Origin of the sequence: Iodobacter fluviatilis, from assembly GCF_900451195.1 — a bacterium.
In the GTDB taxonomy this organism is placed as follows: Bacteria; Pseudomonadota; Gammaproteobacteria; order Burkholderiales; family Chitinibacteraceae; genus Iodobacter; species Iodobacter fluviatilis.
Genome location: NZ_UGHR01000004.1, coordinates 535,129 through 560,807 on the forward strand (window position 1 = coordinate 535,129; position 25,679 = coordinate 560,807).

The following is a 25,679-nucleotide window of genomic DNA, read 5'->3' on the forward strand; positions in this document are numbered from 1 at the left end:
GCATTCTTGTGCTGGTTTTATGCTTTTTAAACAAGACTAAACCAGTGAAAACGGGTGTTTAAGGGCTGGGAGCATATGTCCCCAAAAAAAATGGGGCTATAAGCATGGGGGTTTTCCGTTAAAATCAACACTCCCATGACCCCGCAAGCCCTAAGAGTCCCCCATGGCCGAGCCTATTACTATTCCCCTCCCACCGCAGCTTGTGCATGATCGTGTGCGCGAAATTCCATACAACTACACTTCGTTCTCTGATCGTGAGATTGTGATTCGCTTGCTGGGAGAAGACGCCTGGCAGGTGCTTGATGATTTACGTCAGCAACGTAAAACCGGCCGGTCTGCGCGGATGCTGTTTGAAGTATTGGGCGACATATGGGTCGTGAAGCGTAACCCCTATCTGCAGGACGATTTACTCGATAATCCTAAACGCCTGAATATGCTGGCCGAAGCCATGCACCACCGTGTGCACGAGATCGAAAAACGTCGCCAAGAAAACACACAGGTTGCGTTATTAATTGATCGCACCCGTGAGGCGGTAGAGCGCTTTGAGCGCGAATTTATCGATGTGGCCCTGCTGCGGCGTAAAGTGCTCAAAAAAATGGGCCGCATTACCCGTAATGACAATATTTGTTTCGATGGCCTAGCGCGGGTTAGCCATGTCACGGACGCCACCGACTGGCGCGTTGAATACCCCTTTGTGGTGCTTGCCCCTGACACCGAAGAGGAAATGGCCCCCTTGGTGGCGGCCTGTATCGAGCTTGGCCTAACCATTATCCCGCGTGGCGGTGGTACAGGTTATACCGGTGGAGCGGTGCCGCTCACGGCGCTTTCTGCTGTGATCAATACAGAAAAGCTCGATCAGCATAACGGCGTTGAATACCGCGAAATCCCCGGTGTGGCTGGCAAAGTGGCCACCATTCAGTGCGGCGCTGGTGTCGTTACCCGCCGCGTGATGGAAACAGCCGAGGCCGCAGGTTTAGCCTTTGCGGTGGACCCTACTTCAGCCGATGCTTCCTGTATTGGTGGCAATGTGGCGATGAATGCGGGGGGTAAAAAAGCCGTACTCTGGGGCACGGCGCTGGATAATCTGGTGTCATGGAAGATGGTTGATCCGGATGGCAACTGGATGTTTATCGAGCGCATGGATCACAATATGGGCAAGATCCATGATGCCAAACAAGCCACATTCCGGATTCGCAAATTTAAGCCTGATGGCAAAACGCTGATCAGCGATGAAAACCTAGTGATCCCGGGCAGCAAATTCCGTAAGGAAGGCCTGGGTAAAGATGTAACGGATAAATTCCTCTCCGGCCTGCCAGGTATTCAGAAAGAAGGCACCGACGGGCTGATTACCAGCGCCCGCTTTGTGTTGCATCGTATGCCAGCGCATGTGCGCACGGTGTGCCTAGAATTCTTTGGCGAAGTCAGCCGTGCCGTGCCTTCGATTGTGGAAATCAAAAATTATCTGGATGCACATCCCAGTGTGCAGTTGGCCGGTTTAGAGCATCTGGACTGGCGCTATGTGCGCGCCGTAGGTTATGCCACCAAGGCTAAAAGCCGAGGCCGACCCAAAATGGTGCTGATTGCCGATCTGGTGTCTGATGATGAAGACGCAGTGGGCCAGGCATCTAGCCATGTGGTGCAGCTGGCGAATGTGCGTGGTGGCGAAGGCTTTGTGGCCGTTACGCCGGAAGCGCGTAAAAAATTCTGGCTCGATCGCGCCCGCACCGCGGCGATTGCCCGCCATACCAATGCATTTAAAGTGAACGAAGACGTGGTGATCCCGCTGCCACGCCTTGGTGAATATTCTGACGCGATTGAGCGCATCAATATTGAGCTGTCGCTGACCAGCAAGCTGGAGTTACTCGACAAGCTGCAAGATTTCTTTGCCCATGGCCGCCTGCCGGTGGATGCAGGGGATGCGCCAGTCAGCGCCGAAGAATTTATTGGCGACAGACGCGAAACTGCCCTTGATTTGATTGCTAAATCCCGCCTGCACTGGCAGTGGATTTTTGATCACCTGGATGATTCATTTGAGCTGTATCGTGCTGCATTTCCAACCATGCCCTTGGAAAAAGAGCTGATTGGCGATGATATTCCGCAAAGTGTCTTTTTAGCGCTGCGTGATTTTGTGCTGCGGGTCAGCTGGAAGCGTGAACTATTGGGCGAGTTGGAAACACTGTTTTCTGGCCGCACCGATAAATCCATTATGGAGCTGGTATTTGCCATTCAGCAGAAAGTCCTGAAAGGCCGTACCTGGGTTGCTTTGCATATGCACGCGGGGGATGGCAATGTGCATACCAATATCCCTGTGAACTCCGACGATTACGAAATGCTGCAACGCGCTCACCACGCCGTGGCGCGGATTATGGGCGTGGCCCGCAATCTAAACGGCGTGATTTCCGGTGAGCATGGCATTGGTATCACTAAATATGAGTTTTTGACGCGCGCAGAGCTGGCCCCGTTTGAAGCGTATAAGCAGCGTGTTGATCCCAACGGCCACTTTAATAAAGGCAAGCTGATGCCGGGCGCGGATTTGGCCAATGCCTACACGCCATCATTTAGCCTGCTGGGGGCTGAGTCGCTGATTCTGGAAGCATCCGATATCGGCGAGATCAGCAATAGCGTAAAAGACTGCCTGCGCTGCGGTAAATGTAAGCCGGTTTGCTCCACCCATGTACCGCGCGCTAATTTGCTGTACAGCCCGCGTAATAAAATTCTGGCTACCGGTTTACTCACCGAAGCGTTTTTATACGAAGAGCAAACGCGCCGTGGCGTGTCGCTCAAGCATTTTGACGAGCTGGGGGATGTGGCCGACCATTGCACGGTGTGTCACCGCTGCGTTAATCCTTGCCCGGTGAATATCGATTTTGGCGATGTATCGATCGCCATGCGTAATTTCTTGCGCAAAGAAGGGAAAAAGAAATTCAACCCTGTTACTGCCTTGGGTATGGGTTTCTTAACCATAAAAGACCCCGCCACCATCAAGCTGATTCGCAAGGTAACGATCGAGTGGGGCTATAAAGGCCAGCGTTTAGCGCATGCCGTGGCTAAGCGCATGGGTTTACTCAAACCCGCCCTGAAAACGCCGCCCGCCACCGTGGGCAAGGCGACCATCAAAACGCAGGTGATCCATTTTATTAACAAGCCTATGCCAGGGGGCTTGCCAAAGAAAACCGCCCGCGCCTTGCTGGATGTTGAGGATTCAACCGTGGTGCCGGTGATTCGGGACCCACAACGCCTTAATCGACCAGAAGAGCAAGAATCGGTGTTCTACTTCCCTGGTTGCGGTTCAGAGCGCTTATTCAGTCAGGTGGGTTTAGCCACGCAAGCTATGCTCTGGCATGTAGGAGCGACAACCGTGCTGCCGCCTGGCTATCTCTGCTGCGGCTATCCGCAAACATCAGGCGGTGAGAAAGACAAAGGCGATAAGATCACCATGGATAACCGTGTGTTATTCCATCGCCTTGCTACCACGCTCAATTACCTCGATATCAAAACGGTGATTGTGTCTTGCGGCACCTGTATGGATCAGCTGCAAAAATATCAGTTTGAGCTGATCTTCCCTGGCTGCCGTCTGTTGGATATTCACGAATATCTACTGGAAAAAGGCGTGAAACTGGAAGGCGTAAGTGGTGATCGTTATATGTACCACGAGCCGTGCCACACCCCGATGAAGACGTATAAAGGCATCGACGTGGCGAATGAGCTGATGGGGCAGAAAGTAGAGCTGAATGACCGGTGCTGTGGTGAATCCGGCACCTTTGGCGTATCTAAACCGCAAATTGCTACGCAAGTACGGTTTAGAAAAGAAGAGGAAATGAAAAAAGGCGCGGACAAACTACGCGCCGAATCGGGAGCTGCAACACCGGTCAAAATCCTCACCTCCTGCCCGTCTTGCCTGCAAGGCTTGAGCCGCTATAACGACGATTCAGGCACCACCGCTGATTACATCGTGGTAGAAATCGCTAAAACGGTTTTAGGCGCAAACTGGATGCCGGAGTATGTAGAAAAAGCGCGTAACGGCGGGATTGAGCGGGTACTGCTGTAAGTGGTTTGATGCTTATGCAGATTCGTCAGCACTAGAAAATGGGCACATATTGTGCCCATTTTTTTATTCTGGCTGATGAATCAGCAGCGGCCAGGCTATTTCTTCATAGAGCACTTCTGCGGCGAGTAATCGTATTCCTGCCGGGCCGCTTTCGATGATTCGCTTTTCATTACGGGCAATAAACAGCTTAAATTGAAAGCCCTGCTCTGCTGGCAGGCGATGGTGCATATCTTGTATGGCAAATTTGGCCTGAGGGCCTTCGCTTTCAAAGCTGCCCCATAAGCGATCGTATTGCCAGATTTGCAGGCGGTATTTATTCATGGTGGTGTCCTTTGTTAGACGCAATTCTGAATTGCACCTTGGCAGGAGCGGCTTTAGCCGCGAAAGCGCTGTCAAAAACGCTGCGTTCGCTGTTAAAGCCGGTCCTGCGGGGGCCGTTCACTTAAGCCAATTGAGCGTATCTGCATCAGTTTGATGCACTTGTTCCCCCCTTTGAAAAGGGGGGCCAGGAGGGATTTAGCACTGCGTCTTGTTGATAAAAAAGCGCAAAACAAAGCCAGTTCAAAAAAAATACCCCTCAGTCCCCCTTTTTCAAAGGGGGAGGCTTAGGCCAAAGCCCTTAAGTGAATGGCACTATTCCTGCCGGGGTATTTTTCGATTAATTTTTATCGATTCAGAATGGTTGCATTGTTGGGTAATTGACTGAGCCATTGTGTAAACAGTGATCTGCAGGCGGAGCTAAGTGTTGCGCCATTCTCTGCCGCTTGCTTACGCAATAAGCTGGGCTCTGTGCCTGCCATCGCCAGCTCCGCGGCATGGCCGATCAGCCATTGCTCGATTCGCTGGCAATCGGCTTCGGCGTGAAATTGCAGCGCCAGAGCATAATCACCCAGCGAGAAAGCCTGATGGGGGCATTGCGCTGAAGCGGCCAGCAGTGTTGCACCCTGAGGAATAGTGAACTGATCGCCATGCCAGTGTAAGACCGGCTGATTTTGTAAGGCGAGAAGAGGAGATTTCTCTCCGGCTGCCGTAAGTGTGAGTGGGCTAAAACCAATTTCTTGTTGCTGCATAGGTGCAACTGCAGCCCCTAAGGCACGCGCCATTAGCTGAGCGCCCAGGCAAATTCCCAGCGTGAATTTTTGTAAGCTTAGCCTGTGTTTTATCACCGCCAGCTCATCCAGAATAAAGGGATATTTATCCTCGTCGAATGCGCCGATAGGGCCGCCTAAGACGATCAATAAATCGGCCTGCCCGGCGGGGGACAGATCATCCAGTCCTGCTTCCAAATAGCGAATAGCAAAATCATGCTCCTGCAATAGGGGCGCAAGTATGCCGAAGTCTTCAAATAAAACATGGCGGATAACGATAGCGGTTTTCATTCTTGCTGCACCTTTGCTTGTTTTTCAGGCCAATAATATTGGTCGCTTGTGGCCCTTGCTCCAAAAATAGCCTGGCCGACCCGGATAATGGTGGCACCTTCTTCAATGGCCAGCTCAAAATCGCCAGACATTCCCATGGAAAGCTCGCAGAGTTGGGGCGTATTTTGTTGCAGCTGGTCCCGCAAACTACGCAAGGTTTGAAAGCAGCTTCTGACTTGATCGCTGTGGGTAGAGAGCATGGCCAGCGTCATCAGTCCGCGTACTTTGAGCGCGCTAAAATCTTTTAAACTGTGCAAAAATGCGACGGTTGCTGCGGGCTGCAAACCATACTTGCTGGCCTCGCCCGATGTGTTGACCTGCACCAGCACGTCCATCGCACGGCCTTCTTTTTGTAATTGATCTTCCAGTGCCTGAGCCAGTTTCAGGCTGTCCAGCGCATGAAATTCGGAGGCAAAGCGGCAGACCTGGCGGACTTTATTGCTTTGCAAATGGCCGATTACTATCCAGCGTAAATCCGCTAAATGCTGCGTAGAGGCGGCTTTTTCCTGCGCTTCCTGCACTTTATTTTCGCCCATTGCACGGCATCCCGCAGCGTAGGCCATTTGAATGCGTGAGCTAGGAATCGTTTTGCTGACCGGAAGTAATTGAACCGCATCAGGGTTGCGGCCACTTCTAAGGCAGGCGGCCGATATTTTATCTTTGACCATCGCCAAATTGGCGCTAATTTCTGCCTGGGTTTGCGCCTGTGGATATAAAATTTTAGCGTGTGGCTCAATGGCTGGATTGTTTTGCATGGCGCCTTTTTTAGATCGCTGTGGTTTGCTCACTTCAAGAACCAAACTCTAGCCTGCTATTGGACCATTAAAAACCTCCAGATTTGATAATATAGATGGTCCAGTTATTTCTGTGAGCAAGCCATGCTGCGCCCCTGGTCCTTATTACTGCAGATTGACCGGCAAGCGGGGCTTGCTGTGCATCTGCAAATTGCCCAATACATCGTGGATGAAATTCAAAGGGGGCGCTTAACGGGTGGCAGCGCACTGCCTGGCTCGCGGGAGGTCGCCCGCCAGCTGGGTGTAAACCGCAAGACGGTGATTCAGGCGTTTGATGAGCTGATTGCCCAAGGCTGGCTTTGTACTCAGGGCAGGCGCGGCACTTTTGTGTTGCCCGCACTGATCGCTACAGAGCGGCCTGTGGCCAAGGCAAAAATCATCAGGGAAGCAGTGCCGGAGCTTGAGTCGCATCTCATCGATTTTACCGATGGCGTGCCTGATTCCAGATTGATTCCCTTTGATGTGCTGGGGCGGGCTTACCGAAGGGCTTTAATCGCGACGGCGAGGGCGAATCGTTTGGCTTATGGTGATCCGCGTGGCGAATTGCCCTTGCGCCAGGCGCTTAGCGATATGCTCAGCCAGGAGCGTGGACTGAATGCGGGTCTTAATCAATTGTGCGTGGTGCGGGGCAGCCAGATGGGTATTTACCTTGCTGCGCGTGTTTTGTTAAAACCCGGCGATGCGGTGGCTTTGGATGCGCTAAGCTACCCGCCGGCGAGGGCGGCATTTCAGGCTGCGGGCGCACAGACCTTTGCAATTGGTCAGGATGAGTCAGGTATGCGGCCGGATGAACTGGAGCAGCTTTGCCAGCAGCACCGCCTGAAAGCGATTTATCTGACGCCCCATCACCAGTTCCCCACCACCACAATGATGCCGCCAGAGCGCCGTATGCAGCTATTAGCACTGGCGGACAGCTATGGTTTTGTGATTATTGAGGATGACTACGATCATGAGTTTCATTTCGCTCATCGCCCTGTTTTTCCCTTGGCGAGCATGAGTACTGCCGATAATGCGATTTATATTTCTTCGCTTTCCAAAGTATTAGCACCGGGTTTACGGCTGGGCTATGTCTTTGGGCCTCAGGATTTTATTGATCGCTGCGCCGCTGAGGTGATGCTGATCGACAGGCAGGGAAATGCAGTGACCGAGCTGGCCGTAACCGATTTAATGCAAAGCGGAGAATTAAAACGCCACATTCGCCGTGCGCTGCGCATTTATGAAAGCCGTCGCAATATCATGGCGGAGGAAATTAAGAGCCTGATGGGGGATAAGGTGAGTTTTGATTTACCCAGTGGCGGTTTGGCTTTGTGGTTAAAAATAAATCTGCCGCTGGATATGCAGCGTTTGCAGAGTGATGCAGGCAGGCAGGGGGTGAAAGTATTGCCCGGCAGTGATTTCGCAGCAGAAGGCCAGGCCATTCAGGCATTGCGCTTAGGCTACGGCAGCCTGGAGCCGGAGGAAATTAAGCAGGGAATTCAGCGCCTTGCTAAGGCGATAGAACTGCAAATTAAATGATGACCAAGCGGCCTTCAGAACTTCACCAAAGGAATACGTATTGCATTTGTTAGCGTTTAAATAAGAATACTGGCCCACCAAAATATGAGAACGATAGTGCTGGTTAGCAATATTTTCCCTGAGTCTTTTTTGATATGAAATGCGCTGATAATCAGCATCCCAACGAGGGCAATACTTGTTATTGGCCAAAACACCGTAAATATCATTGGCGCTAGGCAAGTGAAATTACAGTCGTAAAGTGGAAAGGAATCTGCCATCACATTCGTATCCCAAGCAGTAAAAACTATAATTGATCTGATTCAGGATTGGCAGTGCCTAGTGGCCGTGTGGCTTGCTCAGGGCGATCACTTAATGCTGCATAAATAATAAATAATACACTCAGGCCTGTATTGGCCATGGATATAAGCACGGCACCCAGCCCTGCGCCATATCCGCCATCTGAGTTTGAAAATATAGCGATACCCATTAATGGTGATAAGAAAACACCGTTTATAATAAGCAGCCAAATTTCAGAAGATTTTTTTGTTTGTTTTTTTAAACACCATTTGTGAATCACAAAGTTAATGATTAAGCCCGGTATTAGAATCATTATCCAAACAAAGAGTAAGTTCATTTTTTCCTTCTTATGTTGAAAGCATGTTTTCACCAAGCTAGCTAAGTTGTATTTAAACAGAACCAGCTAAAACTACCATCAGGTGTTTATTTTTTAAGTTATTAATAGCGCAGTTAGTTATTGCAGGCGGCCATTGCGGCCACCTGCTCAGGAGATGCGGTTTAAATGCTCTTCACAATCCAGCCATCCGCTGTATCTTCCACCTCATAACCCAACGCTTTTAACTCCCCGCGCACCTGATCTGCCGCTGCCCAGTTTTTTTCTTTGCGATATTGCTGGCGCTTGGCTGCTAAAGCCTCTATTTCTGCCGGAATAGCTGCTGCGATGGCAGGTTGCCAAGCGGCTAAACCGAGGCCCAATACCTCATCAAACTTGTTCAGCGTGGCTTTTTTATGGCTTGGGCCCAGATTGGATTTAAGCAGCTCCCACATCAAAGCAATGGCGCGGGGAATATTGAGATCCTGGTTGATTTCTTCTGTGAATCTCACCAGATAATCGCCATCGCACTCGCCACCATCGGGCAGGGCGAAGTAACTGTCCCGCAGCCGACCAAGTGCAGTTTGTGCACCACTTAGGGCATCCCAATTAAAGTTAAGCTGGCTGCGATAGTGCGCCGTCAGGCAAAGATAGCGGTAGGCGATCGGATCAATGCCTTGGTCGATTAGCGTTTGCAGGCGCAGGAAATCACCGCTGGATTTGCTCATTTTGCTGGCATCCAGCTGCAAGAAATAACCGTGCATCCAGAAGTTAGCTAAGCGCGTGCCGTGGCAGGCTTGGTTTTGGGCGATTTCATTGCTGTGGTGAATAGAAATATGGTCTTCACCGCCGCAATGAATATCAAACCAAGGCTCCAGATATTTGGCCGACATTGCTGAGCATTCGATATGCCATCCAGGAAAGCCGCGCCCCCATGGGCTTTCCCATTCCATTTGGCGGGTGCTGCCCTCTGGGCTGAATTTCCATAGCGCAAAATCAGTAATGGATTTCTTCTCGCCCAGCGCCACGCGGCTGCCGGCATTGAGGCCATCGCGGTTTAGGCGGGCCAGATAGCCATAATCGTCTTGTTTGGCCGTATCAAAATAAATACCGTCGCTATTGGCGTAGGTAAAGCCTTTTTTTTCCAGCACTTGGATAAAGGCAATTTGCTCTGCAATATGCTCGGTGGCTTTGCACCAGAGTGTGGGCTCCAGCATATTTAGTGTGGTTAAATCATTTTTAAATACCGCGCTGAAATAATCGGCGATCTCCCATGCGGATTTGCCCGATTTACGGCTGCCGCGCTCCATTTTGTCTTCACCTTCATCGGCATCAGAAACCAGATGCCCTACGTCGGTAATGTTGACGATATGGCGTACGGTATAGCCATTAAATTGCAGGGTACGGCGCAGAATATCTTCGAATAAATAAGTGCGTAAATTACCGATATGCGCATAGTCATAGACAGTGGGCCCGCAACAGTACAAGCCAACCCAATCGGTGCGAATGGCTTGAAATGGCCGTAATTGGCGTTCCCAGTTGTCGTATAAATAGAGTTGCATATTGGATGGGCTATTATTTTGGTTAAAAAATGATTGTACTGAGATTCTGAATACTTTGGGCGGCCTGAGCGGGAGCGATTTGTTACATTCTGTGCCAAATAAAATGTATTTTTCACGGTGTAAGGTTATGGTTGCTACCGATAGCGGCAGCCGGGGGGCGGCGTTAGAATAGCATCAGCTTATTTGGGCGAATGCTCAGCCTATAATGATGCAAATCAACAGGAATAATGTAATGAATTCAGATTGTGTACTGTGCTCTGACAGCGGCGGAGAAATTCTCTGGCAGGATGATTTTTGTCGTGTTGTGTTGGCTGATGAGGCGGGATATCCGGGTTTTTGCCGCGTTATCCTTAAACAGCATACGGCGGAATTCAGTGATTTAAATGCCGAAGACAGGCAAAGATTAATGCAGCTGGTTTTTGTTGTGGAATCAGCCATACGCAGCACATTGCAGCCTGATAAAGTTAATTTAGCCAGCTTGGGTAATATGGTGCCGCATTTGCACTGGCATGTTATTCCCCGCTTTAAAGAAGATAGACATTTCCCTGCACCCATTTGGGCAGAAGCCGTTAAGCCGGATGCTGAAACGAAAGTATCTGCTAAACAATTATTAGCGCTCAGAATCGCTTTGCAGGCCATACAACGATGAGCCAAGTTCCTTTTACCGACGCACGCAGCACCAAAGACTGGCTGATTTTATTGCCGCTGATGAATACCCGCGTGGCGCATGCAGAATTATGCGGCGCAATGGAAACGCTGGCCGAAGGCAATATGGCCCCGCTGGAGGCGCTTAAATCATTAGAAATCTTACGCAGCTCTGTGCATGATGTGCAGTTTGCTTTAACGCATGAATATGCCGCAAAGCCACTGCCTCTGAGTCATTCAGAGCAGGCACAGTGGCAGGCTGCCAGTAAGCTGTGGGAGGCCATGGCTGATGCCTACGCCCGCTGCTGGACAGACGCCCAGGCCGATGATTCGCCCATCTTTGAGTTTCTGCCCCTGCTTGCTGAGCGTGCCGTACGCTGTATGGGTTTTGTGGTGCGTTGCTACTATATGGTCGGGCGAAAAGTACCCGATGCAATTTGGGTAAAAATATTCAGTTTTTATCAGCATGCCGAGCAATTGGCGATTACAGATAAAAAAGTGAAAGATAGCCTGCTCAGTGTCGGGGATTTAACCACGGTGCAAGCGGTCTTTATCCACACCTTGCTGCTTTCTGCGGCCAATTCTAATCAGCACACCTTGCGGCGTTTGTTGTGGATAGACCAAATGCTGGAGCTATTTTCAACGCGCAGCCAGCTTGCGCCTAAAGCGCCAGCACTGCCGGGCAAAACCCCTTTGCAGATTGATCTGGCAGAGCCTGGCAGCCCGCAGCGTTTTGGTCAGCCCAAAGAAGGGCCGGATATCCGCGAGATTGATACCTTGGCATTGGCGCAGGTTTTATCTAAACGTATTAAATTGCTTCGCCAGGGCGAATTACCAGAAAAACTGGGCTTGGGGAACGAGCTGGGCCTGCAGGCAACGCTGGATATTTTGTCTGATCTTTACCGGCTTTGGTGCGAGCATGGCACTGAGCGCGCACCACGCGAGCTTAAGCCACGCACCGTGCCGCTGATCCTAGCTTTGCCCGCGCAGCATCGTTATGTGGTTGACGGCAATTACACCCCGCCGCCAGAAGAATCTGTAAAAGTAGGCAGCCGTGATTTAATCAATATTCACCTCTTTGGTGATTTATCGCCATCACGGCAAAGTAATGAGCCGCAGCCTTTGCCACCGATCGAGCTATGGGATGTGGTGAATGAAACGGCTCAAGGCCTGCGCTTAAGCCGTGCAGCTGCACAGGGCGAGCGTATCAGCCTGAATCAGCTGATGGTGGTGAAGTCATCTGCCCGCTATTTAGCAGGCGTGGTGCGCTGGCTGGAAGAAAGCGAAGGCAATCTGCATCTGGGCCTAGTCTTGTTACCGGGCCTGCCTAAAGCCGCCGCCATCCGGCCTTGCGAGCCCGCTAGGGCAACACCTGAATACACAAATATTGTTTGGCTGCCCGCCATGCCCGCCCTGAAAGCCCCGCAAACACTGCTCCTGCCCAATGGCTGGTTCAGAGCTGGCCGCCAGTGCGAGCTATGGAATGGAGAACGAATGATCAAAGTAAAATTTATTAGCATTCTGGAATACGGCAGCAACTTTGAACGTGTGCATTTTGCAGAGCAAAAACTGTGAAAACCAGATAAAAAAACGGCCAGCAAATTGCTGGCCGTTTTTTTATGTATTTTGTATATATCGATTAATCTTTGCCAGTGGCAATCCTCAATAATTTCTCTTCATCTACTTCATCAATTTGCGATGGCCCCAAGAATAATTCGGCGTAGTTTTTCCATACTTTTTCTTTGACGAAGATTTCAAATAAATCCACATCGATATGTTGATCTTTTGCCATGCGGGCGAGGATGGTGAGGGATTGGGATATCTTCATGCCGTCTTTATAGGGGCGATCGCGCGCGGTGAGGGCTTCAAATACGTCGGCGATGCCCATGATGCGGGCCTGAATACTCATTTGGTTTTTAGTTAGGCCGCGCGGATAGCCTTTGCCGTCCATTCTTTCATGGTGGCCACCGGCAAATTCGGCGACGTTTTTTAAATGCTTGGGCCATGGCAGGGATTCCAGCATTTCGATGGTGACTTCAATATGGTGATTAATAATCTGGCGCTCGGCACTGGTGAGTGTGCCTTTGGCAATAGACAGGTTTTCTATTTCTTCTGCGGATAAAAACGGGCTGATGATGCCATCCGGGCTAAGCCAGCTTTGCTGGGCAATGGCTTTTACCCGATCACAGGCGCTATCCGGCATAAATTCACCGCCCGTATTGGCGTGCCTTAAAAAAGTTCTGTCTGATTCGATTTGCGCCTGGCGAGTTTCCCATTCGGTTTCAGTGCATTTGCCGCGCAAAAAATCAATTTCTGCATCGCGTTTGAGCACTTCAAAGCGGGCATCAATTAAATGAATCCGATCAAAAATAGTTTGTAATTTAGTAGCCTTGTCTACCACATGCACCGGAGTCGTGATTTTGCCGCAATCGTGAAGCAGGCCCGCTATTTTTAATTCGTAGCGATCGCGGTTATCCATGGTAAAACCGGCCATGCTGCCGTAATTGGCGTTATTAACGGCTTCTGCAATCATGATGGTTAAAGCAGGAACGCGCTGGCAATGGCCGCCGGTATAGGGTGATTTATCGTCAATGGCCAAGTTGATTAAATTGATAAAGGATTCAAACAACTCTTCCAGCTGGTGGATCAGGCGCCGGTTGGTCAGTGCAATTGCGGCTTGTGAAGCAAGCGATTCGGCCATGCTCTGGCTGTCTTCGTCAAAATAACTTAGCTCGCCGTGCTCGTCTTTGGCGTTAATCAGCTGCAATACGCCAATGATTTCCCGCTCGTGGTTTTTCATCGGCACTGTGAGAAAAGATTTGGATCGATAGCCCACGCTGGCGTCAAAACGCTTGGTGCCAGAAAAATCGTAGCCTTCGGCGGTATAGGCATCCTCAATATTAATGGTGATGTCTTTATTTACCGCGCAGGCCACCACATTGTTCAGGTTGGGCGTGCCATCGGTGTGGCGCAGCATCACAGGGGGCAGGTTGGTGGGATGGCCTGTGGTGCCTCCCATGGCAATGCCCAGTGATTCGGTAATGACAATTTCAAAGTACAAAGCCCCTTCTTTCACCAGATAAAGCGTACCTGCATCGGCGTTAACCAGATGCTTGGCCGCAATCAGGATGGTCTCCATCAGTTTATCGATATGGTTTTCGCAGGAGAGGGAAATCCCGATTGCATTAAGCTGCTCTAAACGATCATGAAGGATATCGTGGCTAAGCATATTGCTTCTCTGTTGGGTCCGTGCAAAGCAAATTGAACGCAAACTGCTGCGATTTAATTATTCAAATCCATTCTGATGGCGGCTTGTGTTTTTGCTCTTGTTTAGCTTGGCCGCTGCTCGGAATATATTGATGGTTTACTTGATACAAACGCTGCGAATCTGGGCCATATCGGTCAGACCTTGCAGTACTTTTTCGATGCCATCTTGCTTTAAAGTCCGCATTCCTTCTTCCAGTGCGGTGGCGAGCAGCTCAGCGACGCGTGCATGTTCTTGGATTTGTTTTTTTACTTTATCGCTGCCCACTAAGAGTTCATGCAGGCCTAAACGGCCTTTATAGCCGGTGTTATTACAAGCATCGCAGCCCTTGGCGCGGTAAAGCGTAAATTGCCCTTCTTTATTAGCAAACGATGTGACCCAATCTTTATATACGGTCTCTGATGCCTGCTCGGGGTTCTTCTGCCAGTCGGTCGTTTGCTTTAGTTCTTCGCTGTATTCTTTTAGCATGGACTTGATTTCTGCCTCTTCTGGTTCATAGGCTTCTTTGCATTTACATAGTCTTTTAGCGAGGCGCTGCGCCAGAATGCCGAGCAGGGCATCTGCAAAGTTAAAGGGATCCATGCCCATATCCAGCAGCCGGATAATTGATTCTGGTGCGCTGTTGGTATGCAGGGTGGCCAGCACCAGATGCCCGGTGAGCGAGGCTTCAATCCCTGTGCTGGTGGTTTCTTTATCACGCATTTCTCCCACCATAATGATGTCGGGGTCGGCGCGCAAAAAGGCTTTCATAATGGTGGCAAAAGTCAGGCCAGCTTTATTATTAACCTGAACCTGTCGCAACCCTTTTTGGGTGATTTCTACTGGGTCTTCTGCGGTCCATATCTTGGTATCGGGGGTATTGAGGTGCTTAAGAATCGAGTGCAGGGTGGTGGTTTTACCCGAGCCGGTTGGCCCGCAAACAAAAAACAGGCCATAGGGTTTGGCGATCACTGATTTCAGGTTGCTGATGGTGCGCTCTGATAGCGCCAGTTTATCTAGCGGCAAGGGTTCGCCCGAGGCCAGAATCCGCATCACCACATCTTCAACACCGCCCTGGGTGGGAATGGTTGCAACGCGCAGCTCGATATCGTAGCCGGGCACATATTTTTTAAACTTGATTTTGCCATCTTGGGGTTTGCGTTTTTCTGAGATATCCAGATCGCACATGATTTTAATGCGCGTGACCAGTGGGTTGCGGTAAGAGGCAGGCACTTCTTTGTAGGCCACTAAAGAGCCATCGCGGCGAAAGCGGATACGGGTTTTTTCGTTGCCGGGGGAGGGCTCGATATGGATATCGGAAACGCCGGTTTTATAGGCTTCAACAATAATCTGATTGACGAGTTTGACCAGCTCATTATCCTGTGCCGCAGAGATTTCTTCGGGTGAAACAGGCTCGGCGGCGTCTTCATCATCCATCGTGGAAAGAAGGGCATCGATATTATTATCAAAACTTTGTTCGCCAAAAAACAGATCCAGGGTTTTTTGGAATTCAGCTCGGGTGCTTACCCGGTAAATGGCTTTTTTATTGGGAAACACATGGGCAACAGTATGGCTGGCACGAATACGCTCTGGATCGGTGGTGAGGATAATAATGCCTTCTTTTTCCTCATCAACAGGCAGCCATCCGTTTTCTGCTGCGTATTCCCGTTTGATATGTTTGAGTAAATCTAAGGGTTTTACTCTTTCAGGTTTAAAGGCTTCATAAGCCACGCCAAAATAGCCCGCTAGCGATTGCCCAAGGGCCGCAAGTGGCACCTGATATTTTTCGCTGAGTAATGTTTCTAAATCGATTTTATCGCGGTGGCTTTCACGCAGTGCTACCTGAAGTGCAGCCTGGGTCATCACATTGGCGGCAACTAGCCCGCCATACTTATGCTGGGGCGAAAAGGGAAAAGGCTGTTGTTGCCTTTGTTGTAAAGCAATGGCGAGTGTTTTTGCCAGTAAGCGAATGCCATCTTCGGTCTGGCTTTCAAAGGGGTGCTGCTGCTTATTATTGATGAGCTGCACTACGCCAATCAGCGTGCCATCGTTTTCGGATAATAAAGGTGCAGCCAGCATTTCTCTGGCATGAAAGCCGGTTTGTTTATCCACGGCTTGTAAAAACTGCAGGGTGGGGCTGTATTTGGTCAGCTCTTCGGTGTTGTAGACATCGCGGATATTAACCAGCTGCTTATGATTGGCAACAAAGCCGGCCACGCTGCGATCATTCACCGGGATCCGCAGCTCTTTAAAGCCTTCCAGCCCCGTTTTAACCCTGGAAATAATTTCGTTGCCCGTGTCATTAGCCACATAAATAGTCAGGCGTTCTGCGCCAAAAACCGCGCACGCTTCGCCGCTGATCTCCAGCAAAATCTCATCAATATGCCGTGTTGCATGAATGCGGTTCGTCAGGCTTTGAAGCTCATGCATAAAGCGTAAGGCGCTGTCTTTTTGACTCATGATGATGACTCACGGATGGCTTGGGGCGATAAGGGTCAAGGGTTTAAAGTGTTATAGGGCATGCGCTGGGCTGGCATTAAAAATGGATCAGCTGGTTTTGCTCTAATCTGCTGATGCTTAAGCTCATATTATCCCGCAGTATTTCCTGCATGGTCAGCTCTGAATCGGCGGGCTTCAGGTGGGTGACCAATACTTGGCACGGGCGACTGAGGTGCTTGAGCTGCTCCAGTAGTGTGAACGGGCAAAAATGTTTGGCGGCGTTGGCCAGCTCGTATTCCCGATTGCTGAATGCGGTTTCGATAATTAAATGGCTGAGATTTTCAGTGGCATTCACGATGTCCCAGAATGCAGGGCTGCAGACTGAATCACCGCTGAAAATAAGCGAGTTTTTACCGCTGTCCAGCAGATAGCCCACGGCAGGCACGGTGTGAACTGCAGGAATAGCGGTAATGGTGCATTCTTCTATCCGGCAAGATTGCCCTGTATCGAGTGTGACATAGCGCAGAAAAGGTGCTTCGCGGCTGGGAATCTGATTAAAGTCGGGCCAGACTGCCCAATTAAAAATATGCTTTTTTAATACCCCTAAAGTGGCTTCACTGGCATACACGGTAAGCGGGGCGCTACGGCTGCCTAAAATCGTATCGGCCAGCATGGGCAGGCAGGCGATGTGATCAAGATGGGCGTGGGTCAGAAAAATATGCTCAATACGGGTGAGTGCCGTAAAGCTCAGATCACCCACGCCTGTGCCGGCATCGATCAGGATCGAATCATTGAGCAAAAAGGACGTGGTGCGGTTGGCACCTCCTATTCCACCACTACACCCCAGTATTCGTAAGTGCATCGAGTAGCCTGCTATTTGCTGTCGAATTGATGTACGCCATCCCAGTTACTACCTGGTGGATTACGCCTGAAATTCTGGATTCTTTCTAAGTAAACACTGTAAAGATGATGTTCGTTTTCTGCTGTTATTTTCTGCAGATTAAGCAGCTGCATTTCGGCCAGATCCCACTCTTGTTTACGATAGAGTTTGAGGCTTTCATGAAAGAGGATAAGGGCGGCTTCATCATGGCGGGTAAGCGGCAGAGGCTCGTAAAGGGTAACGGCCTCTGTTTTGCCCATCACGCGTACCCGGTCTATTTCACGGTAAACCAGGTTTGGGGCGGCGTTTCGGGTGTTTTCACTTACCAAAATACTCACCCCGTAATATTTGGTTAAGCTCTCTACCCTAGATGCCAGATTAACGGCATCGCCCATAACGGTGTAATTCATCCGGAATTGCGATCCCATATCACCTACCGTGACATTGCCGGTATTGACGCCCACGCCAACAGAAATAGCAGGCCAGTTGCGTGCGGCCAGCTTGGGGTTGAGCTGATGAATCGCTTCCTGAATCTCTAAAGAGGCCAGTACTGCATTCTGGGCGTGATCGGGATCAAAAACCGGGGCACCCCAAAAGGCCATCACGCAATCGCCGATGTATTTATCAATGGTTCCCAAGTGCTGATGCCTGATCACCGTCGAGATTTCGGTCAGAAACTCATTCATAAAACGGCTTAACTCATCTGCTGGCATGCCTTCGGATATTTTGGTAAAGCTTCTTACATCGGTAAATAACACGGTAAGAGGGCGGTTCTGGCCTTCCATTGTGTATTTCTCGGGATCTTCGCTCATACGTTCAACCAGCTCAGGCACAACGTACTGGCCGAATAATTGGGTGAGCTGGCGTTTACGGCGGCTTTCAAAGAAATAGCCATAGGCCATATTCAGGGTGTAGAGGCCAACAATGATCATTAAAGATGCGGCCATCGGCATATCAAGATGGGCGTAGTGCCAGAGCGCTATATTGCCTGCAGTCAGAAAAAGCATCAGTAGCAGGCAAAATACACTGGCAAAAAGTGGCGAGAAGCGGATCAGCACCCAAATCAGCAGTGGGCCCAAAATTAGCAGCAGCAAAAATTCCGCGCCAAATAAATAGCCGGGGTGCTGGGGCAGTGACTGATCCAGAATCGCGGCAATCAAGTTGGCATGAATCTCAACCCCTGCATAAGATTCGCCTACCGGGGTTGCGCGTAAGTCTTTTAAGCCTGGTGCCGTGGTGCCGAGTAAAACAATTTTATCTTTAAGTATTTCAGGGCTTACTTTTCCAGAAATAACATCTGCTGCTGAAACATAGGGAAAACTTCCCTGCGGGCCTTTAAAGGGGATCAGCGCCCAGCCGTTTTCATTCACGGGCAAACGCCGGTTGCCTAAGCGAAATGCTTCCAGTGCGTAAACACCTTCAGTACTTTCTTCAATCACTGGGGAGAACGCTTCCTGGCCCAATGCCATTCTGGCGAGCGCTAAACCGAGGGCAGGATAATAATCTTCGCCAATTTTTACGACTAATGACACGCGCCTGGCAATGCCATCACTATCCAGAATGGGCACAAAATGGCCGCCATGCCCAGCTGCTTGCTGCAAGCCGGGTAAATTGCCGCCATAGTTTTTCCCTCCCACAATTTGCTTAGAGACAGGGGCTAAATCGCTTGCTTTCAGAATGGCAGGGGGAAGGGCGCCGCTGGAAACGGCTTTGGCTTCATTACTAAAATAAAAGCCTGTGATGACAGAGCGGTTATTCAGGGCTTTTGCAAAGCGCGCATCGGTGTCTAGCTCGGGGGTTAGCCGGTTTAATTCGTTTTTAAAGGCGGTGTTTGTGCTTAATTCATTGGCCGCCATTCTGCGTAAAACAGGAAGGCCGGAGCTTTCATCTGGCTCGGCAAAAACCACGTCAAAGCCGACGGTTTTAATCTGATAGTGATCGAATAACTGATCGATCAGCTTTGCCAGATGATCACGCCGCCATGGCCAGCGGCCAAGCTCGCCCAGACTTTTTTCATCAATATCAACAATCACAATCCTTGAATCAACGCCACCGGGCATTCCCAGCCTTAACCGTACATCGTAAAGATAAACATCTATCTGGCTGAGGGTGGGAAGGCGGGGAGTGCCAAGGACGTGCATCAGGGCCAGCAGCAGCAGCAGTGCACCGAGTAATACTTGTGGCCAGTGTTTGCGGAAGCTGGCTTTCATTTTTAGCTGCGATAAAAGAAAGTCATCTCGATGCCCAAGAGCTCGATGATGTCTTTTTCTTGCAGTAAATGAGCGTGTACACCAATCTCTTTTTTATTGACCGTGGGATGGTGTGCGCCTTCTACGTGGGTCAGGAAATAGCCTTGTGGCCGCTTTGTAATGACCGCCACTTGCACGCCTGTTTTGCCAAGTGTTGTGAGCTTTTTATTGAGCTCCAGCTCTTTGCCGGTATTGGCTCCAGAGAGTACTTTAATGACACCCAGCTGCTGAATCAGCGAATCGGGCTGGGGGGCTGCAGCGGGCGAAGGATGGTCCGCTATTGCTTGGGCCACAGGAGCGGGGGTATCTGCAGCAACAGGCGGGGCGGGCGGTGGCACGGGTTTCGCCATGACAGGCGGGCGGCCCATCATCATGGTTTTTTCAAAGTCGGTGTTCTCTGTTGGCTTTTCGCTGTAAAAACGCAGAATATGTTTGCCTACTAAAATCTCATCACCTTCTTTCAGCCGCTCTTTTTGAATATCTTGATGATTTACTTTAGTGCCATTGGTGCTGTTTAAATCTTCAATCAGTACATTTGAGCCTTGCATGATTAATACGGCGTGCTCTCCGGATACGGCAAGATTATCTATTTGTAAATCATTGCTCGGACGGCGGCCAATGGTGAACCGCTCTTTATTGAGCTTGATTTCTTTAATTAAAACGCCGTCCAGACTAAGAACGATTTTGGCCATAATTTGTTTCTCTTCTTGGATAAAAGACCTGTTTAGTGAGCCATTTTTATAAATGCAGCGCTCTTAAAACAGAATCTGACTAAGTAAACCAGGCACTCATTTTTGACCACAAACCAGTATTGGCCGGGAACGCTTCTTTTACTCTTACTAATATGGCAGAGATATTGTCTTTTCCCCCCATATCGTTGGCAAGCTGGATCAATTGCCTGCTGCCAAGCGCTATATTGCTGCTAAAAGCCGTAATTGTGTCTGCAATATCGCCATCATCTGCCATATCGCTGAGGCCATCTGAGCAAAATAAATAAATATCGCCGGGCAATACTGCATGCTCGTGTAATTCGGCCTGTACGCCACTCTCTATTCCTACCGCGCGGGTGACTAAGTTTTTATATGTGGAGTGCCGTGCGTCTTCTGCTGTAATGATGCCGCTGTCTATTTGTTCTTGTAAAAAAGAGTGATCTCTTGTGAGCTGGGTGAATTCTTCTCCCCGTAGGCGATAGAGCCTGGAATCGCCCACATGGGCAACGGCAAGGCGTGAATCATAAAACAGTGCACAAACCAGAGTGGTGCCCATTCCGGCACACTGCGGCTGGCTTTGTGCCGTGCCGTAAATAGACTGATTGGCATAATGCACCGCCGCCATCAGCACATCATGTGCTGCGGGCCAAAGGCTGTCTGGCCTTTGCAAGTGCAGGGGAAAGTTGGATTGCATTGCGTCATGCACCACATGGCACACCATTTCTACGGCGATTCCGCTGGCTACTTCTCCGGCGTTATAGCCACCCATCCCGTCGGCCAGCACCACAAGGCCTTTTTCAGCATTAAAGTGAATGGTGTCTTCATTATGATCGCGATGCAGGCCGGAATCGGTTAAGCCTGCCATTTCCAGCGCTTGTGAGAGGTTAAGCATTAGCTTCTCTTGTGCGTAATCCGGCTTCAAGCTTAGCCATCGCGGCCGCAAAGTGTGCGCCAGTCTGGAAGCGGGTGGTTTCGTCTTTTTGTAAGGCTTTCATAATAATGGCGGCGAGCATGGGTGGTAATTGAGGGTTTATCAGCCGGGGGTCTTGCGGTGCATCATTGGCTATTTTGTACATTAGTTCAGCCATCGATTCTCCGGTGAAAGGCAGACTGCCGGTACTGAGCTGGTAAAGCATGACCCCCAATGAAAATAAATCAGAGCGGCCATCTATTTTTTTGCCCGAAAGCTGCTCGGGCGACATATAAGACGGTGTTCCCAAAACCATGCCGGTGCGGGTTTTACTTGAATCAGTAATCCTAGCGATACCAAAATCGGTCACTTTTACGATTTTTTCGGTGGGCTCATACATAATATTGGCGGGCTTGATATCGCGGTGGACTACGTGTTGCACATGGGCATACTGCAGTGCCTCTGCAACCTGCCTGACAATACTTGCACAATCTAGCAATGGCAATAAATGGTCCACCTTGGTATAGGCCAGTAAATCCTTGCCTTTGAGAAATTCCATGGCGATATAACAGAGGTCGTGCTCTTCTCCCGCATCAAAAATAGTGACGATATTGGGATGATTGAGCCGCCCGGCTGTTTCGGCCTCCCGGAAAAAACGCTGCCGTGCATCATCCAGCTGATCAGCTTCAAACTCTTGCGAGAGCGACATGGTTTTGATCGCCACATCGCGGCCAATTTTGGGGTCTTTGCCAAGGTAAACGATGCCCATCGCTCCCTTGCCCAGTTCTTTTTCGACCTGATAGCGCCCCAGCATGGGTTTTTCTACGCTGCCGTCTTCCAGCAGCATGCTGCCATTGACGCCGCCGCCTGAGCTACCGCCCAGCATCACGGTTTCTGACATCTGATGGGCACGTTTTAATTTGGCTTCCAGATCTCGGTATTTGGGATTGTGGCCTGCCATATACTGGTAAACCGCTTCGGCCTTGTTGAATTGCCGCTTTCTTTCAAAATCCAGCGCCAGGTTATATAAAACCCCCATCATCCCATCGTCTAAAGGCACTTTGGACAACTTTTCAAACGCCATATCTAGCTGGCCCTGCCCCTGAAAAGCCATGCCCAGCATCCGGTTGGATTCGGCAGATTCTGCAGTCGATTTTTCTTCTTTTTGCTCGCTGATTAAATAACGCTTGGTGGTGAGCAAACCATGGCCGAGCAGTAATAAGCTGGCTGGCCCCATTAAATGAATCCACAACATGGATTGGCTCATCAGCACAAAGTGGCTGATTAAAAGCAGCAAAAAGAGCGCACTGGTCAGCATGGCCGCCGGGCCCGCTTTGAGCCGGGGTAGCAGCAGGCAAAGATAAAGGGTAATCAGCAGCGCCAGCGCCAGTGAAAACAGAGGACTCCATGCAGGGGATACAAAATAATGTTGTTGCAGCAGGCTGGATAAGGTGTGGGCCGCAATAATCACGGGGACTTCATTGGGGGAAATGGGCGTGACTAAGGATGAGCCGATGCCCAGTGCGGTTGCACCAATTAGTACAATTTTGCCTTTGTATTTATCCAGCGGGATTTTCCCTGCCTGTACATCGTAAAAAGAATCAACAGGAAAGGCGGGCTTGCCATTTTGGTTAGGGTAGAAATAAGGGCGAAAAGTCGCATCGGCGCTGACAGGCAGTTTTACATTGGCAAGGCTGATTGATTCGCCGAGATTGAGTTTAATTTGCTTAGGGCCAAGGTTCAGGCTTCTGGCCGCAGCTACCAGCGGGAAGGTGGGATAAATCTGATCGAAATAACGCACTGCCAGCGGAATGCTGCGCACTACGCCATCGTCATCCGGCACAATACTTTCGCTGCCAATCCCTGCCGCACTGGCGGCAATCATACCCAAAGGCTGAGTTGCACCTCTGGCCGAAGTGGGCCAGCCATTAGTGGGGTTGCCTGTGGCTTCCAGCTCCCATTTTCTGACGGCAGGCTGGAGCGGTTTATCTGGCTCGCCCTGTGCCTCGCCTAATTCAAACAGCATGGGCAGGATGACATTGCCCGCCTTAGCCACACTGCTTGCCAGTTGCTGATCCACATTGAGTTTAACGACCGCTTCGTTAAAGACTGAACCCATCGCTGCCCATGTCACGCTATTGGGGGCTGAGGCGTCTTCTTTATACAGGCGATACAGTTTTTCGATATACACAAGGCCCCTGTCTTGCTGGGGCTCAGTAAAGAACACGCTTGTGGCAATGACTTTGGCTCCTGCGCCGGCCAACTTATCAATCAGCTGAGCATGAATCTCACGCGACCAAGGCCAGCGCCCGATATTGTCGATACTGGTCTGATCAATGGCGATGACGGCAATCCGCGCATCAATATTGCGGGAAGTCAGCTTTACCCCTGCATCGTAAGCGCGCTGCTCTAGGCTGGATATCAAAGAGGTAAACAGCAAAGTAGCCAGATAAACCAGCAGCACGGCGACACCGATTACCCCGTCTTTTTTTAAGAAGGCTGCTTTCATGGCGTGGTCGATATAGAAAGGTGTTGCATGCTGGGCATCTGTTTAATCTGTCGGCATTTCCTCAATTTAGTAGAAGAAGCTATTTATTGCCTTGTCTTGCCAATAAGTTTTTTGCAAGCAGGCGGGCGCAGTGGCTTACCTTTGCCTAGTTTTATCAGGTTTTTTTATGAAAAAATGGCTTTGGATAGCGGGGATAAAAAAGGGAGGGCCGCATTTTTGATGCGGAAACAGCAAGGCGGGGCGGGCTGGATGAGGCGTTTAAAGCGGGCAAGCCGATATGCAGTAGCGTGCTATGCGCTTATTTGGATGTTGTTCCTGAGCATCAACTAACTGTGCGGGCAAAGTCATTTGCCCGCATATTTGATTACAAACTGATTTCGATATTATCAATCAGGCGGGTGTGGCCCAAGCGTGCGGCGATCAGAATCACGAGCTGGTGATCGCTTACTGCTGCAGGTTTGAGCGTCAGTGCATTACGCATTTCTACATAATCCACGCTGACCCAGCCGTGAGCCAGTAAATCGCCGGTGGTTTCTGCGCTAAGGCGCTCGTAATCACGCTCTCCCGCTTCAATGGCGGCTTTCATGCGGCTCAGATGATGATAAATGCGGGTGGCTTCAAGCTTATGTGCCGCGCTGAGATAACCGTTGCGGGAAGAAAGCGCTAAGCCATCTGCTGCACGGCCAGTGTCTACAGGCACAATCCTGACCGGTTGGTTTAAGTCTTCCACCATGCTTTTAATGACAAAAAGCTGCTGGTAATCTTTTTTGCCAAAACAGGCTACATTGGGCTGCACAATATTAAACAGCTTGGTCACTACCGTCGCTACGCCGCGGAAATGGCCAGGGCGGAATGCGCCGCATAGCTCATCTTGTATTGCTGGCGGCTCTACCTGATATTGCTGGATCACTTTGGGGTAGAGGACTTTTTCGTCCGGCGCAAAAATCACATCCACGCCACCCTGCGCTGCAATCAGCGCGGCATCTTGCTCTAAGGTACGCGGATAGATTTCAAAATCTTCGCCCTGGCCAAATTGCAGACGGTTCACAAAAATACTGACCACAATATGCTCAGCTTCTTTGCGTGCAGCATCAATTAAGGTCATGTGTCCGGCGTGTAAATTACCCATGGTGGGGACAAAGGCAACCGTGCCAACCGTGGCACGCCATGCGCGCAATTCTTCAATGCTATGGATGATTTTCATAAATAACCGTAGTTAAGAATACATCGCCCAGGGCGGGGCAAGCTTGCCCTGAGCTGTAGTGACAGTGGCTTAAAAGCTATGTTCATCAGCGGGGAAAGTCATACCTTTCACTGCTTTTACATAGGCCTCAACGGCGGCTTGAATGCTGTGGCTGCCTGCCATAAAGTTTTTAACAAAGCGGGCTTTTTTACCTGGGTAAACGGCCAGCATATCGTGCAGAACCAACACCTGACCATCCACATCAACACCTGCGCCAATACCGATCGTTGGTACGGTGAGGGCCTCAGTAACAGCTTTAGCAACATGAGCCGGCACCATTTCCATCAGCACAAGCGCCGCGCCTGCCGCCTGATGGGCTAGGGCGTCGCGTTTGAGCACTTCAGCGTCAAATTCGCTTTTTCCCTGAACTTTATAGCCACCATAAACATTCACTGATTGCGGTTGCAAGCCAATATGGGTGCAGACCGGAATGCCGCGATTAGCTAAGAAATCGACTGTCTCGGCCATAATCATGCCGCCTTCTAGCTTTACCATTTCAGCGCCTGCGGCCATCAGCTCGGCGGCACTGGCGTAGGCTTGCTGCGGGGAAACCTGATAGCTGCCAAAAGGAAGATCGGCCAGCACAAGCGCATCTTTGCTGCCGCGTGCCACGCAGCGGGTGTGGTAAACCATATCAGCAAGGCTGACGGGCAGGGTGGAGCTGTGACCTTGAATGACGTTACCTAAGGAATCGCCAACGAGCAGGATTTCTACTCCTGCATCATTTAAGAGGCTGGCAAAGCTGGCGTCATAGCAAGTGAGCATGGTGATTTTTTGCCCGGCTTGCTTCATGTTCTGCAAGGTACTAACAGTGGTTTTCATGGTAAGGGGTAATCCATGGAAGTTTGGCGTTGGTGACGCAATGCAGCAAGTCTACATCAGGAGACTGCTGGATTTAAGACTGTTCTGCTGTGTAAAAGCAGT

Annotated in this window: 18 protein-coding genes; 4 read left to right on the plus strand and 14 right to left on the minus strand. The window is 50.3% G+C overall.

The window, feature by feature from the left end:
- Positions 1-163: 163 nt before the first annotated feature.
- On the plus strand, positions 164-4,048 hold the full coding sequence (locus DYD62_RS21195; RefSeq protein WP_115229898.1) for a DUF3683 domain-containing protein: 3,885 nt from the start codon (positions 164-166) through the stop codon (positions 4,046-4,048).
- Positions 4,049-4,111: 63 nt separating this feature from the next.
- Here the strand turns inward: DYD62_RS21195 and DYD62_RS21200 are convergent, their stop codons facing one another.
- From DYD62_RS21200 to DYD62_RS21210, 3 genes are all read right to left on the minus strand, one after another.
- On the minus strand, positions 4,112-4,369 hold the full coding sequence (locus tag DYD62_RS21200; protein WP_115229899.1) for a cytoplasmic protein: 258 nt from the start codon (positions 4,367-4,369) through the stop codon (positions 4,112-4,114).
- A 344-nt stretch (positions 4,370-4,713) separates the two neighbouring features.
- On the minus strand, positions 4,714-5,427 hold the full coding sequence (locus tag DYD62_RS21205; RefSeq protein ID WP_115229900.1) for a glutamine amidotransferase: 714 nt from the start codon (positions 5,425-5,427) through the stop codon (positions 4,714-4,716).
- Entirely contained in the window at positions 5,424-6,221 is a 798-nt protein-coding gene (locus tag DYD62_RS21210; RefSeq protein ID WP_115230001.1) for a YggS family pyridoxal phosphate-dependent enzyme, read from the minus strand. Before DYD62_RS21210 ends, DYD62_RS21205 begins: the two co-directional genes overlap by 4 nt.
- Before the next feature lie 123 nt (positions 6,222-6,344).
- Here DYD62_RS21210 and pdxR point away from each other — a divergent pair, with 123 nt between their 5' ends.
- Positions 6,345-7,775 (plus strand): MocR-like pyridoxine biosynthesis transcription factor PdxR, encoded by a 1,431-nt coding sequence (pdxR, locus tag DYD62_RS21215; protein ID WP_115229901.1) that lies wholly within the window; start codon positions 6,345-6,347, stop codon positions 7,773-7,775.
- Positions 7,776-8,058: 283 nt separating this feature from the next.
- Here pdxR and DYD62_RS21220 read toward each other — a convergent pair whose 3' ends face one another.
- Complete coding sequence (locus DYD62_RS21220; protein ID WP_132038661.1) at positions 8,059-8,388, minus strand: hypothetical protein; 330 nt, start codon at positions 8,386-8,388, stop codon at positions 8,059-8,061.
- Between the two features lie 161 nt (positions 8,389-8,549).
- On the minus strand, positions 8,550-9,926 hold the full coding sequence (gene cysS, locus DYD62_RS21225; RefSeq protein WP_115229903.1) for a cysteine--tRNA ligase: 1,377 nt from the start codon (positions 9,924-9,926) through the stop codon (positions 8,550-8,552).
- 232 nt (positions 9,927-10,158) lie between these two features.
- Between cysS and DYD62_RS21230 the strand changes: the two genes are divergently transcribed.
- A complete protein-coding gene (locus DYD62_RS21230) occupies positions 10,159-10,575 on the plus strand; it encodes an HIT family protein (protein ID WP_115229904.1) in 417 nt (138 codons plus the stop codon).
- Positions 10,572-12,146, plus strand: a complete 1,575-nt coding sequence (locus DYD62_RS21235; RefSeq protein ID WP_115229905.1) for a cyclic-di-GMP receptor FimW-related protein — start codon at positions 10,572-10,574, stop codon at positions 12,144-12,146. Before DYD62_RS21230 ends, DYD62_RS21235 begins: the two co-directional genes overlap by 4 nt.
- A 64-nt stretch (positions 12,147-12,210) precedes the next feature.
- On the opposite strand, the gene DYD62_RS21240 is transcribed toward DYD62_RS21235, so the two are convergent.
- From DYD62_RS21240 to panB, 9 genes are all read right to left on the minus strand, one after another.
- Positions 12,211-13,800 (minus strand): HD family phosphohydrolase, encoded by a 1,590-nt coding sequence (locus tag DYD62_RS21240; RefSeq protein WP_115229906.1) that lies wholly within the window; start codon positions 13,798-13,800, stop codon positions 12,211-12,213.
- A gap of 135 nt (positions 13,801-13,935) precedes the next feature.
- A complete protein-coding gene (locus tag DYD62_RS21245; protein WP_115229907.1) occupies positions 13,936-16,275 on the minus strand; it encodes a GspE/PulE family protein in 2,340 nt (779 codons plus the stop codon).
- Positions 16,276-16,351: 76 nt separating this feature from the next.
- Entirely contained in the window at positions 16,352-17,116 is a 765-nt protein-coding gene (locus DYD62_RS21250; protein WP_115229908.1) for an MBL fold metallo-hydrolase, read from the minus strand.
- 11 nt (positions 17,117-17,127) lie between these two features.
- Positions 17,128-19,344, minus strand: coding sequence for a CHASE2 domain-containing protein (locus tag DYD62_RS21255; RefSeq protein ID WP_115229909.1), 2,217 nt, complete (start codon positions 19,342-19,344; stop codon positions 17,128-17,130).
- Between the two features lie 2 nt (positions 19,345-19,346).
- Positions 19,347-20,075 (minus strand): FHA domain-containing protein, encoded by a 729-nt coding sequence (locus DYD62_RS21260; protein ID WP_115229910.1) that lies wholly within the window; start codon positions 20,073-20,075, stop codon positions 19,347-19,349.
- Positions 20,076-20,154: 79 nt separating this feature from the next.
- Complete coding sequence (locus tag DYD62_RS21265; protein ID WP_207916519.1) at positions 20,155-20,985, minus strand: Stp1/IreP family PP2C-type Ser/Thr phosphatase; 831 nt, start codon at positions 20,983-20,985, stop codon at positions 20,155-20,157.
- A complete protein-coding gene (locus tag DYD62_RS21270) occupies positions 20,978-23,512 on the minus strand; it encodes a CHASE2 domain-containing serine/threonine-protein kinase (RefSeq protein ID WP_115229911.1) in 2,535 nt (844 codons plus the stop codon). The genes DYD62_RS21265 and DYD62_RS21270 overlap by 8 nt, the downstream gene beginning before the upstream one ends.
- Positions 23,513-23,876: 364 nt before the next feature.
- Positions 23,877-24,716 carry a pantoate--beta-alanine ligase gene (gene panC / locus DYD62_RS21280; protein WP_115229913.1) on the minus strand — a complete coding sequence of 280 codons (840 nt, stop codon included), beginning with the start codon at positions 24,714-24,716 and terminating at the stop codon, positions 23,877-23,879.
- 69 nt (positions 24,717-24,785) lie between these two features.
- Positions 24,786-25,577: a 3-methyl-2-oxobutanoate hydroxymethyltransferase gene (panB, locus tag DYD62_RS21285; RefSeq protein WP_115229914.1), complete on the minus strand. Its 792-nt coding sequence runs from the start codon at positions 25,575-25,577 to the stop codon at positions 24,786-24,788.
- Between the last annotated feature and the right edge of the window lie 102 nt (positions 25,578-25,679).

What these genes read in the sequence shown, in the direction of transcription:
- DYD62_RS21195 (WP_115229898.1), top strand. Translation starts at nt 164, where the DNA reads ATGGCCGAGCCTATTACTATTCCCCTCCCACCGCAGCTTGTGCATGAT.
- DYD62_RS21200 (WP_115229899.1), bottom strand. Translation starts at nt 4,369, where the DNA reads ATGAATAAATACCGCCTGCAAATCTGGCAATACGATCGCTTATGGGGC.
- DYD62_RS21205 (WP_115229900.1), bottom strand. Translation starts at nt 5,427, where the DNA reads ATGAAAACCGCTATCGTTATCCGCCATGTTTTATTTGAAGACTTCGGC.
- DYD62_RS21210 (WP_115230001.1), bottom strand. Translation starts at nt 6,221, where the DNA reads ATGCAAAACAATCCAGCCATTGAGCCACACGCTAAAATTTTATATCCA.
- pdxR (WP_115229901.1), top strand. Translation starts at nt 6,345, where the DNA reads ATGCTGCGCCCCTGGTCCTTATTACTGCAGATTGACCGGCAAGCGGGG.
- DYD62_RS21220 (WP_132038661.1), bottom strand. Translation starts at nt 8,388, where the DNA reads ATGAACTTACTCTTTGTTTGGATAATGATTCTAATACCGGGCTTAATC.
- cysS (WP_115229903.1), bottom strand. Translation starts at nt 9,926, where the DNA reads ATGCAACTCTATTTATACGACAACTGGGAACGCCAATTACGGCCATTT.
- DYD62_RS21230 (WP_115229904.1), top strand. Translation starts at nt 10,159, where the DNA reads ATGAATTCAGATTGTGTACTGTGCTCTGACAGCGGCGGAGAAATTCTC.
- DYD62_RS21235 (WP_115229905.1), top strand. Translation starts at nt 10,572, where the DNA reads ATGAGCCAAGTTCCTTTTACCGACGCACGCAGCACCAAAGACTGGCTG.
- DYD62_RS21240 (WP_115229906.1), bottom strand. Translation starts at nt 13,800, where the DNA reads ATGCTTAGCCACGATATCCTTCATGATCGTTTAGAGCAGCTTAATGCA.
- DYD62_RS21245 (WP_115229907.1), bottom strand. Translation starts at nt 16,275, where the DNA reads ATGAGTCAAAAAGACAGCGCCTTACGCTTTATGCATGAGCTTCAAAGC.
- DYD62_RS21250 (WP_115229908.1), bottom strand. Translation starts at nt 17,116, where the DNA reads ATGCACTTACGAATACTGGGGTGTAGTGGTGGAATAGGAGGTGCCAAC.
- DYD62_RS21255 (WP_115229909.1), bottom strand. Translation starts at nt 19,344, where the DNA reads ATGAAAGCCAGCTTCCGCAAACACTGGCCACAAGTATTACTCGGTGCA.
- DYD62_RS21260 (WP_115229910.1), bottom strand. Translation starts at nt 20,075, where the DNA reads ATGGCCAAAATCGTTCTTAGTCTGGACGGCGTTTTAATTAAAGAAATC.
- DYD62_RS21265 (WP_207916519.1), bottom strand. Translation starts at nt 20,985, where the DNA reads ATGCTTAACCTCTCACAAGCGCTGGAAATGGCAGGCTTAACCGATTCC.
- DYD62_RS21270 (WP_115229911.1), bottom strand. Translation starts at nt 23,512, where the DNA reads ATGAAAGCAGCCTTCTTAAAAAAAGACGGGGTAATCGGTGTCGCCGTG.
- panC (WP_115229913.1), bottom strand. Translation starts at nt 24,716, where the DNA reads ATGAAAATCATCCATAGCATTGAAGAATTGCGCGCATGGCGTGCCACG.
- panB (WP_115229914.1), bottom strand. Translation starts at nt 25,577, where the DNA reads ATGAAAACCACTGTTAGTACCTTGCAGAACATGAAGCAAGCCGGGCAA.